The sequence below is a fragment of the Novosphingobium silvae genome (genome assembly GCF_009856825.1).
GTDB lineage: Bacteria > Pseudomonadota > Alphaproteobacteria > Sphingomonadales > Sphingomonadaceae > Novosphingobium > Novosphingobium silvae.
The window spans coordinates 18,672-33,783 of the sequence record NZ_WVTD01000005.1 but is presented as its reverse complement, the minus strand read 5'-3'; the positions used below and the strand labels follow the sequence as shown (position 1 = coordinate 33,783).

Sequence of the window (15,112 nt, the reverse complement as noted above, 5' to 3'; positions counted from 1 at the left end):
TCGACAAGGACGGTTATGCGATTTCTTCCAGCGTCAGCCTGCCGGTGGCGAAGCATCCGGTATCGATCCAGCTCATGTTCGCGGCGGTGACGGACTCGGCGAGCGGCGTGTGGCCGAAATAGACATGATCGACGTTGCGGATCGGCGGCAGGGGGAGGTTACGTTTCGCGGTTCGCACGCGATCGCGCGTCCACATGGCGTATTCCTGCACCTGGGGGCAGTCGAGACGTTCGATGAACGCGTCCCAATCGTCGCCCGGCACGTCGGCGTGGACGAAGCCGATCTTGCGGCCCGAGGGTGAGATCACGGTAAGCGCGACCGGAAGCGCCATCGCCAAGGCGGCGAGACGATTCCTTTCGTCGGCAGGCAGATGGGCAAGCCAGATCCCGCCGTTGATGATGTGCATGGTGGGATCGCCGTTGACGGCCTGGATCATCAGCTCCTCGTGATTGCCGCGAATGCTGGTGAACCAGGGTTCTGTGAGCAGCGCCAGGACCTCAGCGCTTTTGGGGCCGCGGTCGACGAGGTCACCGAGGGCAACCAGCCGATCGCGTCCCGTGTCGAAGCCAACAAGCCGGAGCTGCTGCATCAATTCATCGTAGCAGCCGTGAATATCACCGCAGACGAAGAGACGCCCCCGTGACACGGATTTCGGGCGCGCGAGGACGCACGCGTGGGCAGCAATGATTTCCATGACGCAGCTCCTCAGGCGACGAGCCGCGAGGGCGGTGTGTCAGGTTCGGAAAGATGAAGTTCGCGGCGGATGCGTCGTGCCAGGGTGTCGGGCGCCATCAGGTCAGCGATGTCCCCCCAATGGTTGCGATCGCCGCAATAGTCCTTGCGGCCGGTGACACGGCGGAACATGATCTCGCGGCCGCGCCCCATACAGCCGAGGCTGATCTGGACGTATATCTGTTCGCCGTGCAGAATGATCTCGCCCGACACCGAGATTCCTCCTTGCACCGAACGAATATCGAAGCTGTCTTCGGGCAGGCGAAGCGCGTCGGCCAACCGGCGGAGCGCCTTGCGCGCGTCCGAGTGGAACAGCTTCTTGGCGGCCTCGTCATAGGCAACGCCTTTGTGAGCCAGCGCGATGAGCGCGGGCTTGCGCCTGAGATCGGCAATGGCATCCATGCAGGCGCGCCGCAGTTCGACATTGGGACGCTCGATCCGAGAGGCGATGTCGCCGAGGTGACGTGCAAGCAGAATTACGGCGGGATCGCTTTCGTGAGGCCGCCCGGCGTTGCGGCAATCCGTGATCGCGGCATTGAGGGCGTGCAAGGCGGTCGGCAGCGTGATCAGCGCCGAGGGATCGAGCGCCTGCTGAAAGCGAAAGGCAATGTCGTACGACATGGGGTCAGGCTCCTGAGGTCCGGGCGCATCAACACACCCGCCTCAATCCTTCCCCCTCCTCCCCAGTCGGGCGTCGCGGCAGCACCGCGGCCGAGGATCAGGTTCTTTTTGCGCGCGCCCGGAATAGCAGCCGGGTCAATTGATGCTCGCTGGCGCAGAGCACCGACAGGATATGGACGCCGCGGCTGAAAGAGCCACCGACACCGTCCCGGGCCTGGTAGGCGTCGATCGCCTCGAACGCGGTTTGGCCCAATTCGCCGACGCGCTCGACCGCCTGTTCGACGATCGGAGCGAGCCGCGCCGCGTCCAGTGCCATGATCTCCGTTGGCGATTCAGCGCGTATCGGGGCCGTTTCCATCGGCCGGTCATCGCTGGAAGTCGTCCGGTGTGGGAGCGGCGCGGGTTCGAGGGTCTCTGCGCTAGTCCCGCTCGGCTCATCAGCCGCGGCACGGCCGAGAGCGTCGCGCAATTCGTCGATCTGACGCTGCATGTCGTTCGCCCAAGCCATCAGCTCCGGCTTTCCGATCGGGATATCGATCTGGGTGAACTCCCGGTTGATGGCGCGGGCATCGGCTTGGGTTCCCACTATCCTGGTGTGAAGCGTGCCGGGTTCGACGGCGGTGTAGAAGATCATGGGTTTGAATCCTGGTCTATCGTGTTGAGGCGACAGCGATGAAGGTGGTCGGCTTCTATTGATCGGAGCCCCATCAGCCCGGGAGGTAGCGAGAGAAGAAGGCATTTCGCTCGGCGTCGGTGCTCAGCTGCACGAAGCGACCGGCGGGATGAAGATAGATGATGACCGGACAGCCGCGATCGGACAGTCGTCGAATATTGAAGCCGCTGCCCTTGCTTGTGCCATCCCAGATCACGAGACCGGCGCCTGCGAGGAGCGACATTTCGCGGTCTTTCGCGCTATGCCACTCGCGTGTGCCCGGACGCGCATCGGACTTTACGCGCGTGACCGGCCAGCCTCCGATATTGTTCCGGGGCGTGGATCCGGTGCAGAACACGGTCACCGCGTCGACGTTCCAATCCGAAAGATAGAGCTGCACGGCCGTATCGACGCCGCGGGCATCGCCGACCAGCACCGGGACGCCGTCGTCGACAATCTTGCCGAGGCGAGCCTTCACTGCCTGGGGAAGTTGCCGGATGGAAAGCGAGCCGGATACGAAAATCGGCTCTGCGTGCCGACGACGGTCGGGCGCGATCATGTGAACGGCGGTCATGGCTATAGCCTCCCTATTGGATCACCATCAACCACCCCCTTCTCTCCTCCGGCCCGTCGCGGCGACGGCGGTCGGCCATTTTCGGATGCGTAGCCCGTCCGGCGGCAAGCCGGGTCACTGGCCCGGCAAGTGGGGCGCATGGAAGCTCTGGCCGTGCCCGCAACGACTTGCTATCGGGTGTCCGTCTTCGCAGCCGCATTATTCCTCACGACAAGGAAGAACGACATGACAGAGAAGGTCGATACGGCAGAAATACTCATAACGCTTACCGCCGATATCGTGGCCGCGCATGTCTCGAACAACAGCGTCGCCGTTGGTGACTTACCCGTGTTGATCCAGAATATTCACGGTGCGCTGAACAGTCTTCGGGAGCCGGCAGTGCTGCCGGACATCAAACCTGAACCGGCGGTTTCGATCCGTGCTTCGGTCAAGCCCGATTACATCGTATGTCTCGAAGACGGCAAGAAGTTGAAGATGCTCAAGCGGCATCTGATGACACACTATCAGATGAGCCCTGCCGACTATCGGACCAAGTGGAATTTGCCTTCCGATTACCCGATGGTTGCTCCCAATTACGCCGAACAGCGCCGGTCGCTCGCCAAGAAAATCGGGCTTGGTCGTAAGCCAAGGACGGTGGAAACCGCTCCGGCCCCTAAGGCGAAGAAAACGCCGACAACCCGGCGACCGCGCAAGAAGCCGACCGAGGCAGAGCAGTCAGCATAGCATGAAGCCGCAGGGCGCCGCTCTTCGCGCCCCGGTGGTGACGACGCCTCGGATAGGTCAGCGCCTGGGAGGCGCCTTCGAAGTTGAAACGGGACTCTATAGCTCAATCAATTCGTAGCCTCTCGGCTTCAGTATCTTCCGGGTCCAGTCCTTGCCGATCGGCAGGTTTTCGCTGACCAGGTCAATCGCGGAATCGGCGCGTTCGAACAATGCGACACAAAGCTGATCGGTATCGAAGCGTGAACGGTACTGGATGCCGTCAAGCGCGGTGTCAGCGTAGACGAACGCGGAGATCGTCTGCGTCGTGGCATAGGCATCCCGATGGATTGCGGGATCGAAGTCCGCCGAAACGCCCGCGGCCGTCGTTTGGAACCAGGCGAGGCCAGGGCCATGCAGCTTTGCGAGGCGGAGCGTTCGCGTGGTGACGAAGGCGGCGGCGCGCTTCTGCTGGACGCGGTCCCATAGGACGTCCCGGTCGCCTGGTGTCCGCAGCAGGCTCTCGGTAAATGGACCGGTCAAGCTCTTGCCGAGATAGAGGACGCCGTAGCGCCCTTGAGGGTCGTCCCAGCGCCATGTCGCGTCCTTGCGCCCATACCAGCGCGCGGGAACGGATGCGCCGTGCACGCGGTGGAGCGTTTGCCCGGCGGCGATGGTCGCCACCGGCATAGTAGCGCGAGCGACCATCGTCAGTCGTCGAGCGTACCGGCGAAGCGTATGACGCGATCGACGTCCGCCTCATTGCCCTTGATCAGGTCGATCGGCCGCGCGTCGCCCAGACCTCCATCGCCGCTCACCAGATATTGCAGCACGGCCCATCCGCCGGCGCCGGGCGCGGCGGCAAGAATGCGCGACATTGCAGGACGGATGGTGTCGCCGTCGAACTGGAATGCCGGAAACAGCTTGGCGCCATTGTCTTCGACCATCAGCAGGCGGCGATCGCGGGCGGCCTTGTAGACGGCTTGCACGGTCTTGTGGCCGAGAAGCTTGCGCACCGCCTCGGCGTCGAACGCGCCGCCCGCTTCGTCGATCAGCCGGCGCTTGAAGGCGATTGCCCGTGTGATGTCCTCCGCTTTGTCGGGATCATCGGTTTCGACCGATGGGATTCCGCGCGCGATATTGAAGACGAGCGCCGCAACATCGACGCTGCCGATCGCGGCCGCCTTGGCGGCGGGCGGCATCATCTTGATGATGCGGTCGGCGCTCGCCATTATCCGGTCGCGCAGGATGCTATCGACATCGACGGTTGCGGTGCTGGCGGGACGGGACATGGGGGCACTCCTAGTTTAATGAGTTACATTTAGCGGATTATCGCGACCAATTCAACCAGCATTCTGTCTGACGCTTCACTTTGGTGCGGAGCGGTCGGTCAAGCGGTCCCCAGCAAATCGGCCGCCCACTCGGCGATCCAGGCGTCGGTAATTTGATCGTGGGAAATTTCGCCGTCCATCACGAGCGCCCGAATCTCCTCTCGCGCGGCGGCAACGGCGGCTTCCCAGCCTGTCGGAAGGGGTTCCGCAGGCAACGGCAGCGGCAATGACGATTGAAACCCGTTCCGAGGACGCGCGAGCCGGGCATATTGCCGTTCGGTCCAGCGTTCCATGTGGTCGGCGACGAAGTGGTTGGTCTTGGCGTGTCCGTCGAACAGCGCGGACATACGCGCCGCATAGGAGAATGCGCTGCTGTCGACCGTGATCTTGCGATGTTCGAAAGCGCGCAAATGACTAAGAGCCGGGCCTTTGATCCCGAAACCGTGGAGCGGGTGCGTGGAATCGAGATGGCGGTCGAGTGTTTCGAACACGGCGAGAAGGCCATCCTCCCCGTGCACGGCGCGCCGACAGGTCGATCCGATCGCAACCGTTTGTCCCGGACGCAGGATATGGGCGATGCCATCGAGACAGCGCACATAATCGCCTGGTCGGCGGCCTTGCAAAACTGGCATGAAATTCGAGACGATACCGGCGTCGAGTGCGCGGGCATGGCATTCGATGTTGAGGCGAACAGTGCGCGCGATCCGATCGAGCACTTCTTCACGGTCGCGCGCGATCTCGGGTTCGACGCAATGATCGAGGCTTGCCCAGAGCCGCCAGGGGTAGGCGGCCGCCAGCCCTTCGACATAATCCTCGACGGTCCATGGGAGGCCTCGATATCTTGATGCGAGGACGAATCCGGCGGAATCGAGCATGATCGAAGCGAGGCCATGGGCGTTGGCAAGCTGCCTCAACCGCCAACCGGCCCATTCACGCCCGCCGTCACATTGCCGCCAGCGTGACAGGCTGTTCGCGGAGATGAGGACGGGAAGCTGCAACGCGCGCGCGGGCGAGCAAGGGCCCCTCCGACAGGCCGGGAAGGCCGACGATGATCTCGATGGGGGTGCCCGCGGCCAACCGAGGGGCAACGTTCGAAGAGTACACCGGTGATCGGTCCGCCTGGGACAAGCCGGCGGGCGGCTGCTGGAAGCGAGAGGGGATGTCATAGGGCATGAGGCCAGTTCCTGCCGTCCGGGCGCATCAGCACGCCCGCCTCAAACCCTCCCTCTCCTCTTCGGTCAGGCCGTCGCCGCCAGAGGCTGGGCGACCGGCGGTTGCCCGGGATCGATCATGCCAGGAGATTCCGGCCGCCCCAGCGCGCCGGTGCCGCGCGCGATCACGCGTCGACGGCTTGTGCGGGAAGCCGCGGCTCGAGATGGTTGCGAACGAAGCCGCGTGTGATGCGCAGTTCGCCGGACGCGACCTTGGCAAGCTGCTCCTCGAAAGTAAGCTTGTGCGTCGCGGCCGCTTCTCGTGCTATCCTTGCCTCCTCTCGCCGCGTGTCCTGCCAATGTGCTTTCGCCTCAGCGAACCCCATACAGCCGAGGAGGCGCCGGAACGCGTAGATCTCCTGAGGCGAAGCCGGAGGCCAGCAGGAATTGCGCATGGGCGCGTGGCGAACCCGGCCAGGACGCCTTGGAGGCGGCAGGGCCCGGCCTTCGCCCGCCAGTTCGGCGGCGAAGGCGTCACGAAGCCGATAGGCTGTCGAGGCGCCAATCGCGAGTTCGCGCGCGGCTCGCTGGACGGGCACCCGATCGAGGAGCATCGCGCGCAGAAGGTCTTTCTGTTCATCGGTTACGAAACGCGCGCTTTCAGCATGCACATGACGGACCCCGCAGCTATCGCATCCAGGAAGCGACTCCCCTTTGCGGCGCAGACTTCGGATAAGGCGGCCCCTGATCCTGGTGCAGCTCGTCTTCGACACGCCGGTGCGCTCGGCGATCTTCTGTGTGCCGAGCCCCTGCAGGAACAGCTCCTCGACCTGCCTGCGCTTTGCCGGCGACAGTTTGACGCCGCTGTAAGCCTCGCCGCCGCCCGGCGGGGGCAGCGCGGCCTTGCCGCGTGCGAGCAGTTCACGATTATATCGCCGGCGCTGCTCGGAAACGCAGGCGGCCGAGACGCCAAGACGCAACTGAATGTCGATGCCCTTGTAACCCTTCTTCAACGCATAGCGCAGTCGCTCGATACCCTCAGCCGTCAGGCGCCCATGCTGATCGCGCTCTGCCGGACGGTATCCGCGCCGGACACAAAGGGCGATCGTCACCGCGTTGCAGGCGCTGGCTTCGCAGATACCGAAATGTGTGCCGATCGCGCTGAACGACCAGTTCTCGACCTCACGCAGCCGGATGGCTTCGTCGAGGTTCTCACCGCCAAGGCGCGGCCTCGGCGCGGGATTTCTATGGGCTGTCTTCAGGCCGAGCTTGTGAGCCTTGACCTGCAAGGCATGGACGCTTCGGCCCGGAAGCCGCTGCGCGACGCTGTGTCCTTCGGCAGGATAACAGGCACGCAGCGTAACGATTTCCTGCGCCGTCCATGGCGCGGATCTTGGGATGGTCATGGGAAGGACTCCGGTGCTAGGAGCGCCTGCCCTGGAGCAACCGCGGTCGTGATGGTCTGCGGTCCATTTGAACAGGCCTCGCCTGCTCTCTCCCCTCTCCCCTTCCCATGCGCCGAAGACCAGGCGCGTGAACCTGTGTGTCAATATGCTCCGCAGTCGCCAGGACGACTGGAGCCTATTGATGATACCGCGCTCGGCGCCGTCCGTTGGGGGTGGCTGCATAATGTTTCATGCCGACAAACCGCAGCATTGACAGCAGACAGCACGGGCGCTTCGTGCGCGCCGCTCATCTCAAAGTAGGTTCAAGGCCCGGTCGATGTCCTGTCCTGGTCCAAGGATTCGGACGACACCTATCCGATCGCCTGCGACACGATAGAGTAAAGCATAGCCGCGATAGGACCTGCGTCTGATACCGTATCGTTCGTAACGCGGAACCAGCGGAAAGCCCTGTGGCATCTCGGCAAGGCCCTGTGCGGCGCTCTCGAGCTCTGCGATGAAGGAGACTGCGCGCAAGGGATTATCCTGCGCGATGTAGCGGCCGATCGCGCGTAGATCGCGCTGGGCGGCCGACGCCAGTATGACAATCATTGAAGCGGGGTCTGGTGGCCTTGAGCTTCGATTTCGGAGGTGAGCTCCCGACAGAAGGCCCCGAGCTCACGGCCGCCGCCGCTCTCCAGTTCCTCTACCGCTTCCTCGACTGAAGCATCAAGCGAGCTCAGCCAGCGCTGTTCATTCTCCGTGTCCGCCTGGTCACGACGGATTAGATCGCGCACATAGTCACTGACACTTGCATAGTGCCCCTTGTCGATGCGCTTCTGGACATAATCGCGCATCGGATCGGGCAATGAAACATTCATGGACGCCATTGACATATCTCCTGAGGTCATAATGGCACAAATTGCCATTGATAGCCAGACCGATGTGAGCATCAGGCAGCAACGGCGGCTTCTTGTGGCACCGGCGTGCCTGCGCCGTCCAAAAGCGGGGGCAGCGGCGCGTCACCGTCATTGTCCGCGTTGAACTCGCCCTTGGTGCTCGCCAGCTCGGCCTCGAGCTCGGCGAGTTCGTTGAGTTTTTCGTCGAGCAGGGCGGCGTCGGGAAATGCTTGCCCCAAGCGAGCCTCGAAGGCGGGAAGACGCCGTTCGTTGGCTTCGAGACTGGCCCTGACGACGGCGAGATCCGTGTCGAGATCGCGGATGGAGGACTCGATCCGGCCGATCACCGTGCTCGGCCGCGTCTTCTCGGTCACCTCGAAGTCGGCGTGCTCGCCGTGATGCTGCATCGCGATCACGGTGCAGAGGTAGCGCCGTCCATCGGGGTCGAGGGCCTCGTAGCCCGAGAGTTCCAGGCCGATGCCGTTGAAGGTGCCGAGCGTCCAGCGCGCCTCGGCGCGACCTTTCCGCATCCGGTGCGCATATCCGAGGAGACGTTCGCCGGCAGCCTTGCGATCGGTCATCATCGTGCCGTCGCAATCGAAGAGGATCTCATCCACCTTCGTGGGAACACGATGTGCAAGATCGGCCTCGAGCCTGGCGATCTGCTTGTGGCAGTCCTCGATCTCGCGCGTCGTTCGCGTGATGGTCCTGCGGATATTATACTGGTCGTCGACATGGGCATCGCGCAGGCGCAGGAGCCGTGCGACCTCGGCATCGAGCCCGGCCTTCTTCATCAGGCGGTCGTCGCCCGACGCGAGAGCCTTGGCCAGCGCGAACTGATTGACGTTGGAGCTGACGTCCTCGATCCGCCGGATCGAGCGGTCACCCGACATGGCCATGTTGATGAAGCGGGCCTTGCGCTCGAGCATCTGCCAGTTGGTCGCGTCCATCGAGCCGCTGGTGGCGTAGCCGTAAAGCTCGATCTCGTCATTCTGGTTGCCCTGGCGCTCGATGCGCCCTTCCCGCTGCTCGATATCGGATGGCAGCCAGGGAACGTCGAGATGATGCAGGGCTTTCAGGCGCTGCTGCGCGTTGACGCCGGTGCCCATGGTCGCGGTCGATCCCAGAACGAACCGCTTGCGCCCCTGGTTGAGATCGTTGAACAGGCGCTGTTTGGCGCTGTTCTTCTTGTAATGCTGCATGAAGGCGATCTGCTCGGCCGGCACGCCCATCGCGACAAGCCGATCGCGGATCCAGACATAGGCGGAGAAGCCGCGCGTTTCGAGCGCGGCCTCGGTGCCGAGATCGGAGAAGATCATCTGCACCGCGCCTGAGAGCGGATACGGCTTGCCGGTTTCCGGATCGATGTAGCGATAGTCGGCCGTCTCTTCCCAGATACGATAAGCATTCTCGATCAGGAGATTGAGCTTGTTGCCCTCCTCGTTGCCGACATCCGCGTCGACGAACCGCAGGTCGATCGCCGAGTGGCGGCCATCGGTAATCACCGACAGCAGGATGTCGTCGCCCTTTTGCGGCCGGCCGCCGCGGGTCTCGATGGCCTGGATGCGTTTGGCGAGCACCCGCTGATAGGCTTTGAACGGCGCGCCGGATTTCGCGACGACGATCTGCCGTTTGCCGCCCCTGATGGTGGGGAGCTTGACGTACTGGCGCAGATCATCCTTCAAGACGACATCGGCGACGCTGCGATACATCGCCATCAGGTCGGCGACGTTGACGAACTCGCAGAAGCGGGTGACGGGCTTGTAGCTGCCGCTCGGCTGGAGTTCGAGTTCGGTGCGGGTGTCTCCGAAGGCAGACGCCCAGGCGTCGAATTCGTGCAGGCCCTTGGCGTGAAGCTCGTCGGGTTGCATGAAGCGCTGCAGCGTATACATCTCGCCCAGCGTGTTGGTGATGGGCGTGCCCGATGACAGGATCAGTTCGCGTCCGGGATTGGTCCCGGCGAGATAACGGCTCTTCACGAACAGGTCCCAGGCACGCTGCGAGCCGACCGGGTCGACGCCCTTCAGGTCGCCGAGATTGGTGGCGAAGGTCAGCTTGCGGAACTGCTGGGCCTCGTCGACGACGATCTGGTCGATGCCGATCTCGCCAATATGGACGAGGTCATCCTTGCGGGACTGGAGATTCTCCAGCCTTTGCTTCAGTCCTTCTTTCAGGCGTTCGACGCGTTTGCGCGACACGCGGTCCTGGCTGTCGATGCCGGTGATCAGCACCTCGTAGCTGTCGAGCTGGTGCTCGATCAGCTGCTTCTCGAAAGATGACGGCGTGGGCACGAACTTGAACGCATCATGCGTGATGATGATCGCATCCCAATTGCCCGTGGTCGCGCGCGCCAGGAACCGCTGCCGCTTCTCCTTCACGAAGTTCGTGTCGTCGGCGACCAGGATGCGCGCGGTGGGATAGAGCATCAGGAACTCGCGCGCGATCTGCGCGAGGCAATGGTTGGGCACCGTGATCATCGGTTTGTTGGCGAGGCCGAGACGCCGCTGCTCCATCACTGCGGCGCAGAGGCTGAAGGTTTTGCCCGCGCCGACGCTATGGGCCACATAGGTCGAGCCCGACGCGATGATCCGCCAGACGACGCGCTTCTGGTGATCGCGCATGCGGATCGTCGTCGACGCGCCCGGCAGCTTCAGGTGCTGGCCGCTGAAGCTCCGGGGCACGAGATTGTTGTAGGCATCGTTGTAGATGCGGACCAACCGATCGGCGCGTTCGCTCTCCTGCCAGACCCAGGTCTCGAAGGTCGACTTGATCTTCGCCAGCTTCTCTTTGGCCGCTTCGGTGTCGACGACGTTGAGCTCGCGGCGTTCCGAACCGTCGGCGTCGCGGTGGACGTCGTAGATCTTGGGAATGTGGGAGTTCAGCGCGTCTTCGAGCAGGTCCGCCGCGCTCCGGCGGGCTGTGCCCCAGGTCGAGGAGGAACTGACGTGCCCGGCGAACGGGGCCTTGTCGACCGTCCAGCTCGCCAGCTCCACCGTATGGAGGATCCGGGTCTCGACCTCCATGATTTCGAGGATGAACGCCTCGATGACATCGACCGGAATCCAGGGCGCGCCGAGACGCGCGGTGATCTCGCTGGGCTTCAGATCGACCGGCTGGACCGCTTCGAGCGCGGTGGCGACAGCAGAAAATCGCGGATCGGTCCCGGCTTTCTCGCGCGCGAGGGCGAGCTTGGTGCGAACCGGCCCGGAAAGGACCTCGTCGGCCGTGACCCAGTGATCGAAATGCGGTGTGCTGCGGACGGGGTCGAGATAGATGTCCCCCGCAAGATCGGTGAGCGCCTCGGTTTCGGTAACGCCGAGCATCTGAGCGATCAGGGGCAAATCGACGCGGCCGCGGTCATGGAGCGATAGCGCCAGGGCATCCTGCGCCGAATGGATTTCATGGGTTACCGGCGGCTTGACGACGCATTCGGTGAAGATCGGACCGGGCGTGCCCGTGTCGCTCGCCTCGTCATAGGTCTCGATCGAAGCGACCAGCCAGACGTCGGGGTCATCGAGGAAGGGCTGAAGGTTAGGGCGGCGCTGATACTCCTTCTCGGCCCCTGTCTCCGGATCGGTGCGGATGCTGGTGATGGGGCGGTTGATCGGACCGTATTTTTTCGCGAACTGCCGGTAGTGGGTGAACAGCGCCTGCTGAAGGGCATCATAGGGCCGGTCGCCCAACTGCGCGCGCAGGATCGCGCGGACCGTATCGCGGATCGGGATGAGGGCCTTGATGATAGCCGCGTGCTTGGGAAACAGACCAGCGCCGCCGCGGCCGGATTTGACGCCGACCACGGTCGGGGTGCCATTTATGATCTGGTGGAGGACACCGCCGGAAACCAGATAGCTGCCTTCCTTGAACTCGGCTTCGTCCGCGGCGGTGCCGACTTGCACATCCAGGGTGGCGCTTGGCATGTCGCGCAGGGATGTGGTGCGCTCGAGCGGCTTGCAGGCGCCCGCGTGCTTCGATGCGATCGCGGACAAGGTGGCCGCGAGGACGACCGGGAGGTCTGCGTCGGGGTCGGCCGCGCAATTATAGTCCATGCCGAACTGGCCGCTGCGCCATTCGTGACGCCCCAGCACATGATCGGGATGGTCGAGGAAATAGCGGTTGATCCGCAGCGGCCCGAAACCTTCGTCGCTGTCGGGGATCTCGGCCAGCTCGATGCAGTTCTGCGTGCGTGGAAGGGCATCGGGGGTGTGTTTCTGGAAAAGCAGGATATCGACGACGACGTCCGTGCCCGCCTCTTGCCGCATGGCCTTGCCCGGAAGGCGCACCGCGCCGAGGAAATCGGCAATGCCGTCGATATGGTGGCGGGCTTTGGGATCGCTCTTGTCGAGCGAATAGCGCGATGTCACAAACAGGGCGATGCCGCCGGGCCGTAGATGCTCGAGCGATTTGGCGATGAAATAGTCGTGAAGCGACAGGCCGAGCTTACCGAGTTCGGTCCGGTTCTGGATGGTGAGGTTCGAGAAGGGCGGATTGCCGATCGCGAGGTCGAAGTCGGCGGGCAGGGGCGCCTTGTCGAAATCGACGCAGCGGATGACCTGATTGGGATAGAGCGCTTTTGCGACGCGAGCGGTGACGGGATCGTTCTCGATGCCCACGAACAGCGTGTCCTGCGACAATGCATCCGGCCGGAGCCCCATGAAGAGGCCGCTGCCGCACCCCGGTTCCAGAACCTGCCCACCGGTAAAGCCGAGGGTCCGGGCAGCGTCCCACATGGCGCGGATGATGTATTCGGGGGTGTAATGCGCATATTGCGTCGCGCGTTTGAGAGACTGGAGTTCGACATCGGTCGTCTCGGCGACCAGGGCCTGCCCTAGTTCCTCCCAGCCCTCGCGATATTCTTTCCCGCGGCGGGCGAACATGTTGTTGGCAAGTTCCGACGCGCCGAAGCCGATGAACCTGGAAATCGCCTGCTGCTCGGCCGGTGATGCGGACCGTCCTTCGCGGTCGAGCAGGTTCAGCAGCCGGATCGCCTCGACATTGTCGCGTGCGCGTTCCTTCCATGAGGACGCCAGGGTCCGCCCCGCCGATAGGGAGAAATCAATAGCTGCCTCGACTGGCGGCCGGGCGGTGTCGACGATGGTTGCCGAAAAGAGCGTCGGCTCCGGATCGACGGGGGCGGCTGGCTTGGCGGGCGCGACCGGCTGGTCGAAGTCGAGGCACAGCTGGAGAGCCAGCGCGGATGCACTGTTTCGCATGGAATGCTTCCTTTTCGGTGGTCTTGCGGGCGCGGCGTGGCGGCCCGGTCGGATGTCAGGGGGGCTGCGGCCTCACGCCGAGCGGCGGCTCAAGCGGGCTTGTTACGTGCGCGGTTGGCAATGATTTGGCTGACTGCCCCTGGCGCTGCGTGATCGATGGGAGGCCGGGCGGTTTCGATCAGAGGTCCAGGATCGCCCCTTTGAGGACGGTATAGAGGCCGACCTCAAACCGAAGCTTTTGAAGCATCCGGAATTTGGTGTCGCGGCGGGCATCGACGTGGAAAGCGCTACGTCCGGTGTCCGCTTCCTTGATCCCCGTCGAGAGACTGGGGTAGGTTTGTCCGGCGCGGGGCCCCGTCATGATGCGGGCGATTGAGCGGCAGTCGAGGGTGCGATCGAGCGCGTATCCCAGATCGCGCAACTGCTGCTTGATTTGGCTGAGAGTGACCGGATGCCGGCCTTCGGCGGCTCGGGCGTCAAGCTCGTTGGCAAGGGCAGAGTTCATTGGCGGAAGTCCTTCGTCGAAAATACCGCCAATCCTCCTCCCCCTTCCCATCCATGACGCGTCTGCTCGAAAGGCGGCATCTGCGTTTATGTCCCGCCGGGCCGGAAATGCGGGATCAGCCCAGGCGAAGCGAAGCCGCATATTGCCGCAGCAGGTCGGCCATCGCGGTTCGGGCATGCGCCTTGTTGCCGATCACGATCTCGGGATGGAGTTTCTCGCCGAACGGCGTGCGATAGCCATGGGCGAGATCGCCGCTCGCATCCTCGATCACGATGCGGTGGCCGCGAGGTCGCGCCGGACCGGCATAGCGCGCGGTGAAATCCCCGAGGCGTCCCGACAGCCCGGCCGCCATTTTGGACCACCGGATATGGCCGGCGGCGAACTGGTCGCCGGGCGCGCGGCCCCGGGCGAGCCAGAGGCGAAACTGCGCGCGCTGCTGGAGCACCGAATTGCGGGTCCGCTCCATCGTTCGCGCGAGCGGCAGGATATCGGCATCGGCATCGAGCCGGTCGAGTTCCGCATCGTCGGCGACGATCAGGATGTCCGTATAGTCGCCCTGGCGCAGGATCTGGCGGAGCGCGGCGCCATCGCCGGGTGGCGGGGCCGACAAGCCGGATAGCGGATGCAGCCCGGTTTCGGCGCTGATGACATATTGGGCCGCAGCCTCATGTCCGGGCCGTTCGCTCAGCATCGCGAGGATGCCGATCGCGCCTGTCTCGCGCTCCGAAGCGCCGAGCAGCAGCAGGCGGCGATGCCATGACACGGGCGCCGGGGTATCGGTCGGGCCTGGCCATTGGCTGGGAAGCGGCCGGGCGGCGCGCGGGTTTTCAGGGTGCGCGATCTCGGATGGGGTGACCGCCAAGGACCGCCGCGCGGCATCGAAGATGTCGTCGGGCTGACCGCCGCCATCCAGAAAGCCCTGGTGGTAGGCGGGTCGGCGGACGTCCTGTTCCCCCGCGCGGCATGGTGACGGTGGACGCGATTCCCATCCAGCCTCCGCAGCATAGCGACCGTCAGCATAGGCGTAAGAGGCGTCCCAATCATAACCACGAACGTCGCGGGCATGGAGGATGAAGGCATTGCGGCTGTCGGTGCTGCCCTCGGCAATCTGGCGTTCGATGCAGGCGAAGTTCGCGAATTGGCGCTGGCGTTCGGTCTCCAGTCCGATCGCTTCGTTGAGCGGGCGAAGCGCCTGAACACGCTCGCGGGCACGCGCCATGCGCTCGTCCAGGGGCGCGTCGTTCGGCAGGTCGGGAAAGCGGCGCCAAGCGTCGGCGAGCGCATGCGCGTGGTGGGCCGGACGGCCTTGCGCCATCCAGCATCCCGCATCGGCGGGATCGAAGTCGTTGGTCATCG

At 64.0% G+C, this 15,112-nt stretch carries 15 protein-coding genes; 1 reads left to right on the top strand and 14 read right to left on the bottom strand.

Annotated features, from left to right (window positions below; all coding sequences use genetic code 11):
* Window positions 1-13: 13 nt before the first annotated feature.
* The 4 genes from GR702_RS08290 to GR702_RS08275 all read right to left on the bottom strand — a co-directional run bounded on the left by GR702_RS08290 (window position 14) and on the right by GR702_RS08275 (window position 2,579).
* Window positions 14-694, bottom strand: coding sequence for a metallophosphoesterase (locus tag GR702_RS08290; RefSeq protein ID WP_048575809.1), 681 nt, complete (start codon window positions 692-694; stop codon window positions 14-16).
* 11 nt (window positions 695-705) lie between these two features.
* Window positions 706-1,353, bottom strand: coding sequence for a hypothetical protein (locus GR702_RS08285; RefSeq protein ID WP_048575810.1), 648 nt, complete (start codon window positions 1,351-1,353; stop codon window positions 706-708).
* A 97-nt stretch (window positions 1,354-1,450) separates the two neighbouring features.
* The gene (locus GR702_RS08280) at window positions 1,451-1,987 is read right to left on the bottom strand and encodes a hypothetical protein (RefSeq protein ID WP_048575811.1); all 537 of its coding nucleotides are present in this window, start codon (window positions 1,985-1,987) and stop codon (window positions 1,451-1,453) included.
* Window positions 1,988-2,060: 73 nt separating this feature from the next.
* A complete protein-coding gene (locus tag GR702_RS08275; RefSeq protein ID WP_048575812.1) occupies window positions 2,061-2,579 on the bottom strand; it encodes a hypothetical protein in 519 nt (172 codons plus the stop codon).
* Window positions 2,580-2,804: 225 nt separating this feature from the next.
* Here GR702_RS08275 and GR702_RS08270 point away from each other — a divergent pair, with 225 nt between their 5' ends.
* A complete protein-coding gene (locus GR702_RS08270) occupies window positions 2,805-3,302 on the top strand; it encodes a Ros/MucR family transcriptional regulator (protein ID WP_048575813.1) in 498 nt (165 codons plus the stop codon).
* A 96-nt stretch (window positions 3,303-3,398) separates the two neighbouring features.
* Here the strand turns inward: GR702_RS08270 and GR702_RS08265 are convergent, their stop codons facing one another.
* From GR702_RS08265 to GR702_RS08225, 10 genes are all read right to left on the bottom strand, one after another.
* Entirely contained in the window at window positions 3,399-3,986 is a 588-nt protein-coding gene (locus GR702_RS08265) for an RES family NAD+ phosphorylase (RefSeq protein ID WP_237449625.1), read from the bottom strand.
* A gap of 2 nt (window positions 3,987-3,988) precedes the next feature.
* The gene (locus GR702_RS08260; RefSeq protein ID WP_048575815.1) at window positions 3,989-4,570 is read right to left on the bottom strand and encodes a hypothetical protein; all 582 of its coding nucleotides are present in this window, start codon (window positions 4,568-4,570) and stop codon (window positions 3,989-3,991) included.
* 98 nt (window positions 4,571-4,668) lie between these two features.
* The gene (locus GR702_RS08255) at window positions 4,669-5,484 is read right to left on the bottom strand and encodes a deazapurine DNA modification protein DpdA family protein (protein WP_337192554.1); all 816 of its coding nucleotides are present in this window, start codon (window positions 5,482-5,484) and stop codon (window positions 4,669-4,671) included.
* Between the two features lie 67 nt (window positions 5,485-5,551).
* Complete coding sequence (locus GR702_RS22660) at window positions 5,552-5,782, bottom strand: hypothetical protein (protein WP_337192553.1); 231 nt, start codon at window positions 5,780-5,782, stop codon at window positions 5,552-5,554.
* A gap of 163 nt (window positions 5,783-5,945) precedes the next feature.
* Window positions 5,946-7,166, bottom strand: a complete 1,221-nt coding sequence (locus GR702_RS08250; protein WP_048575816.1) for a helix-turn-helix domain-containing protein — start codon at window positions 7,164-7,166, stop codon at window positions 5,946-5,948.
* A gap of 291 nt (window positions 7,167-7,457) precedes the next feature.
* Window positions 7,458-7,754: a type II toxin-antitoxin system RelE/ParE family toxin gene (locus GR702_RS08245; protein WP_048575817.1), complete on the bottom strand. Its 297-nt coding sequence runs from the start codon at window positions 7,752-7,754 to the stop codon at window positions 7,458-7,460.
* Window positions 7,751-8,032 carry a type II toxin-antitoxin system ParD family antitoxin gene (locus GR702_RS08240; protein WP_048575818.1) on the bottom strand — a complete coding sequence of 94 codons (282 nt, stop codon included), beginning with the start codon at window positions 8,030-8,032 and terminating at the stop codon, window positions 7,751-7,753. Before GR702_RS08240 ends, GR702_RS08245 begins: the two co-directional genes overlap by 4 nt.
* A 62-nt stretch (window positions 8,033-8,094) precedes the next feature.
* On the bottom strand, window positions 8,095-13,251 hold the full coding sequence (locus GR702_RS08235; RefSeq protein ID WP_160985493.1) for a helicase-related protein: 5,157 nt from the start codon (window positions 13,249-13,251) through the stop codon (window positions 8,095-8,097).
* Between the two features lie 178 nt (window positions 13,252-13,429).
* Entirely contained in the window at window positions 13,430-13,756 is a 327-nt protein-coding gene (locus GR702_RS08230; RefSeq protein WP_048575820.1) for a hypothetical protein, read from the bottom strand.
* Between the two features lie 115 nt (window positions 13,757-13,871).
* Window positions 13,872-15,110: a hypothetical protein gene (locus GR702_RS08225; RefSeq protein WP_048575821.1), complete on the bottom strand. Its 1,239-nt coding sequence runs from the start codon at window positions 15,108-15,110 to the stop codon at window positions 13,872-13,874.
* Window positions 15,111-15,112: the final 2 nt, after the last annotated feature.

Coding starts and splice junctions, on each gene's coding strand:
- GR702_RS08270 (WP_048575813.1), top strand. CDS start 2,805: ATGACAGAGAAGGTCGATACGGCAGAAATACTCATAACGCTTACCGCC.
- GR702_RS08245 (WP_048575817.1), bottom strand. CDS start 7,754: ATGATTGTCATACTGGCGTCGGCCGCCCAGCGCGATCTACGCGCGATC.
- GR702_RS08290 (WP_048575809.1), bottom strand. CDS start 694: ATGGAAATCATTGCTGCCCACGCGTGCGTCCTCGCGCGCCCGAAATCC.
- GR702_RS08285 (WP_048575810.1), bottom strand. CDS start 1,353: ATGTCGTACGACATTGCCTTTCGCTTTCAGCAGGCGCTCGATCCCTCG.
- GR702_RS22660 (WP_337192553.1), bottom strand. CDS start 5,782: ATGCCCTATGACATCCCCTCTCGCTTCCAGCAGCCGCCCGCCGGCTTG.
- GR702_RS08255 (WP_337192554.1), bottom strand. CDS start 5,484: ATGCTCGATTCCGCCGGATTCGTCCTCGCATCAAGATATCGAGGCCTC.
- GR702_RS08240 (WP_048575818.1), bottom strand. CDS start 8,032: ATGGCGTCCATGAATGTTTCATTGCCCGATCCGATGCGCGATTATGTC.
- GR702_RS08235 (WP_160985493.1), bottom strand. CDS start 13,251: ATGCGAAACAGTGCATCCGCGCTGGCTCTCCAGCTGTGCCTCGACTTC.
- GR702_RS08275 (WP_048575812.1), bottom strand. CDS start 2,579: ATGACCGCCGTTCACATGATCGCGCCCGACCGTCGTCGGCACGCAGAG.
- GR702_RS08260 (WP_048575815.1), bottom strand. CDS start 4,570: ATGTCCCGTCCCGCCAGCACCGCAACCGTCGATGTCGATAGCATCCTG.
- GR702_RS08230 (WP_048575820.1), bottom strand. CDS start 13,756: ATGAACTCTGCCCTTGCCAACGAGCTTGACGCCCGAGCCGCCGAAGGC.
- GR702_RS08265 (WP_237449625.1), bottom strand. CDS start 3,986: ATGGTCGCTCGCGCTACTATGCCGGTGGCGACCATCGCCGCCGGGCAA.
- GR702_RS08225 (WP_048575821.1), bottom strand. CDS start 15,110: ATGACCAACGACTTCGATCCCGCCGATGCGGGATGCTGGATGGCGCAA.
- GR702_RS08250 (WP_048575816.1), bottom strand. CDS start 7,166: ATGACCATCCCAAGATCCGCGCCATGGACGGCGCAGGAAATCGTTACG.
- GR702_RS08280 (WP_048575811.1), bottom strand. CDS start 1,987: ATGATCTTCTACACCGCCGTCGAACCCGGCACGCTTCACACCAGGATA.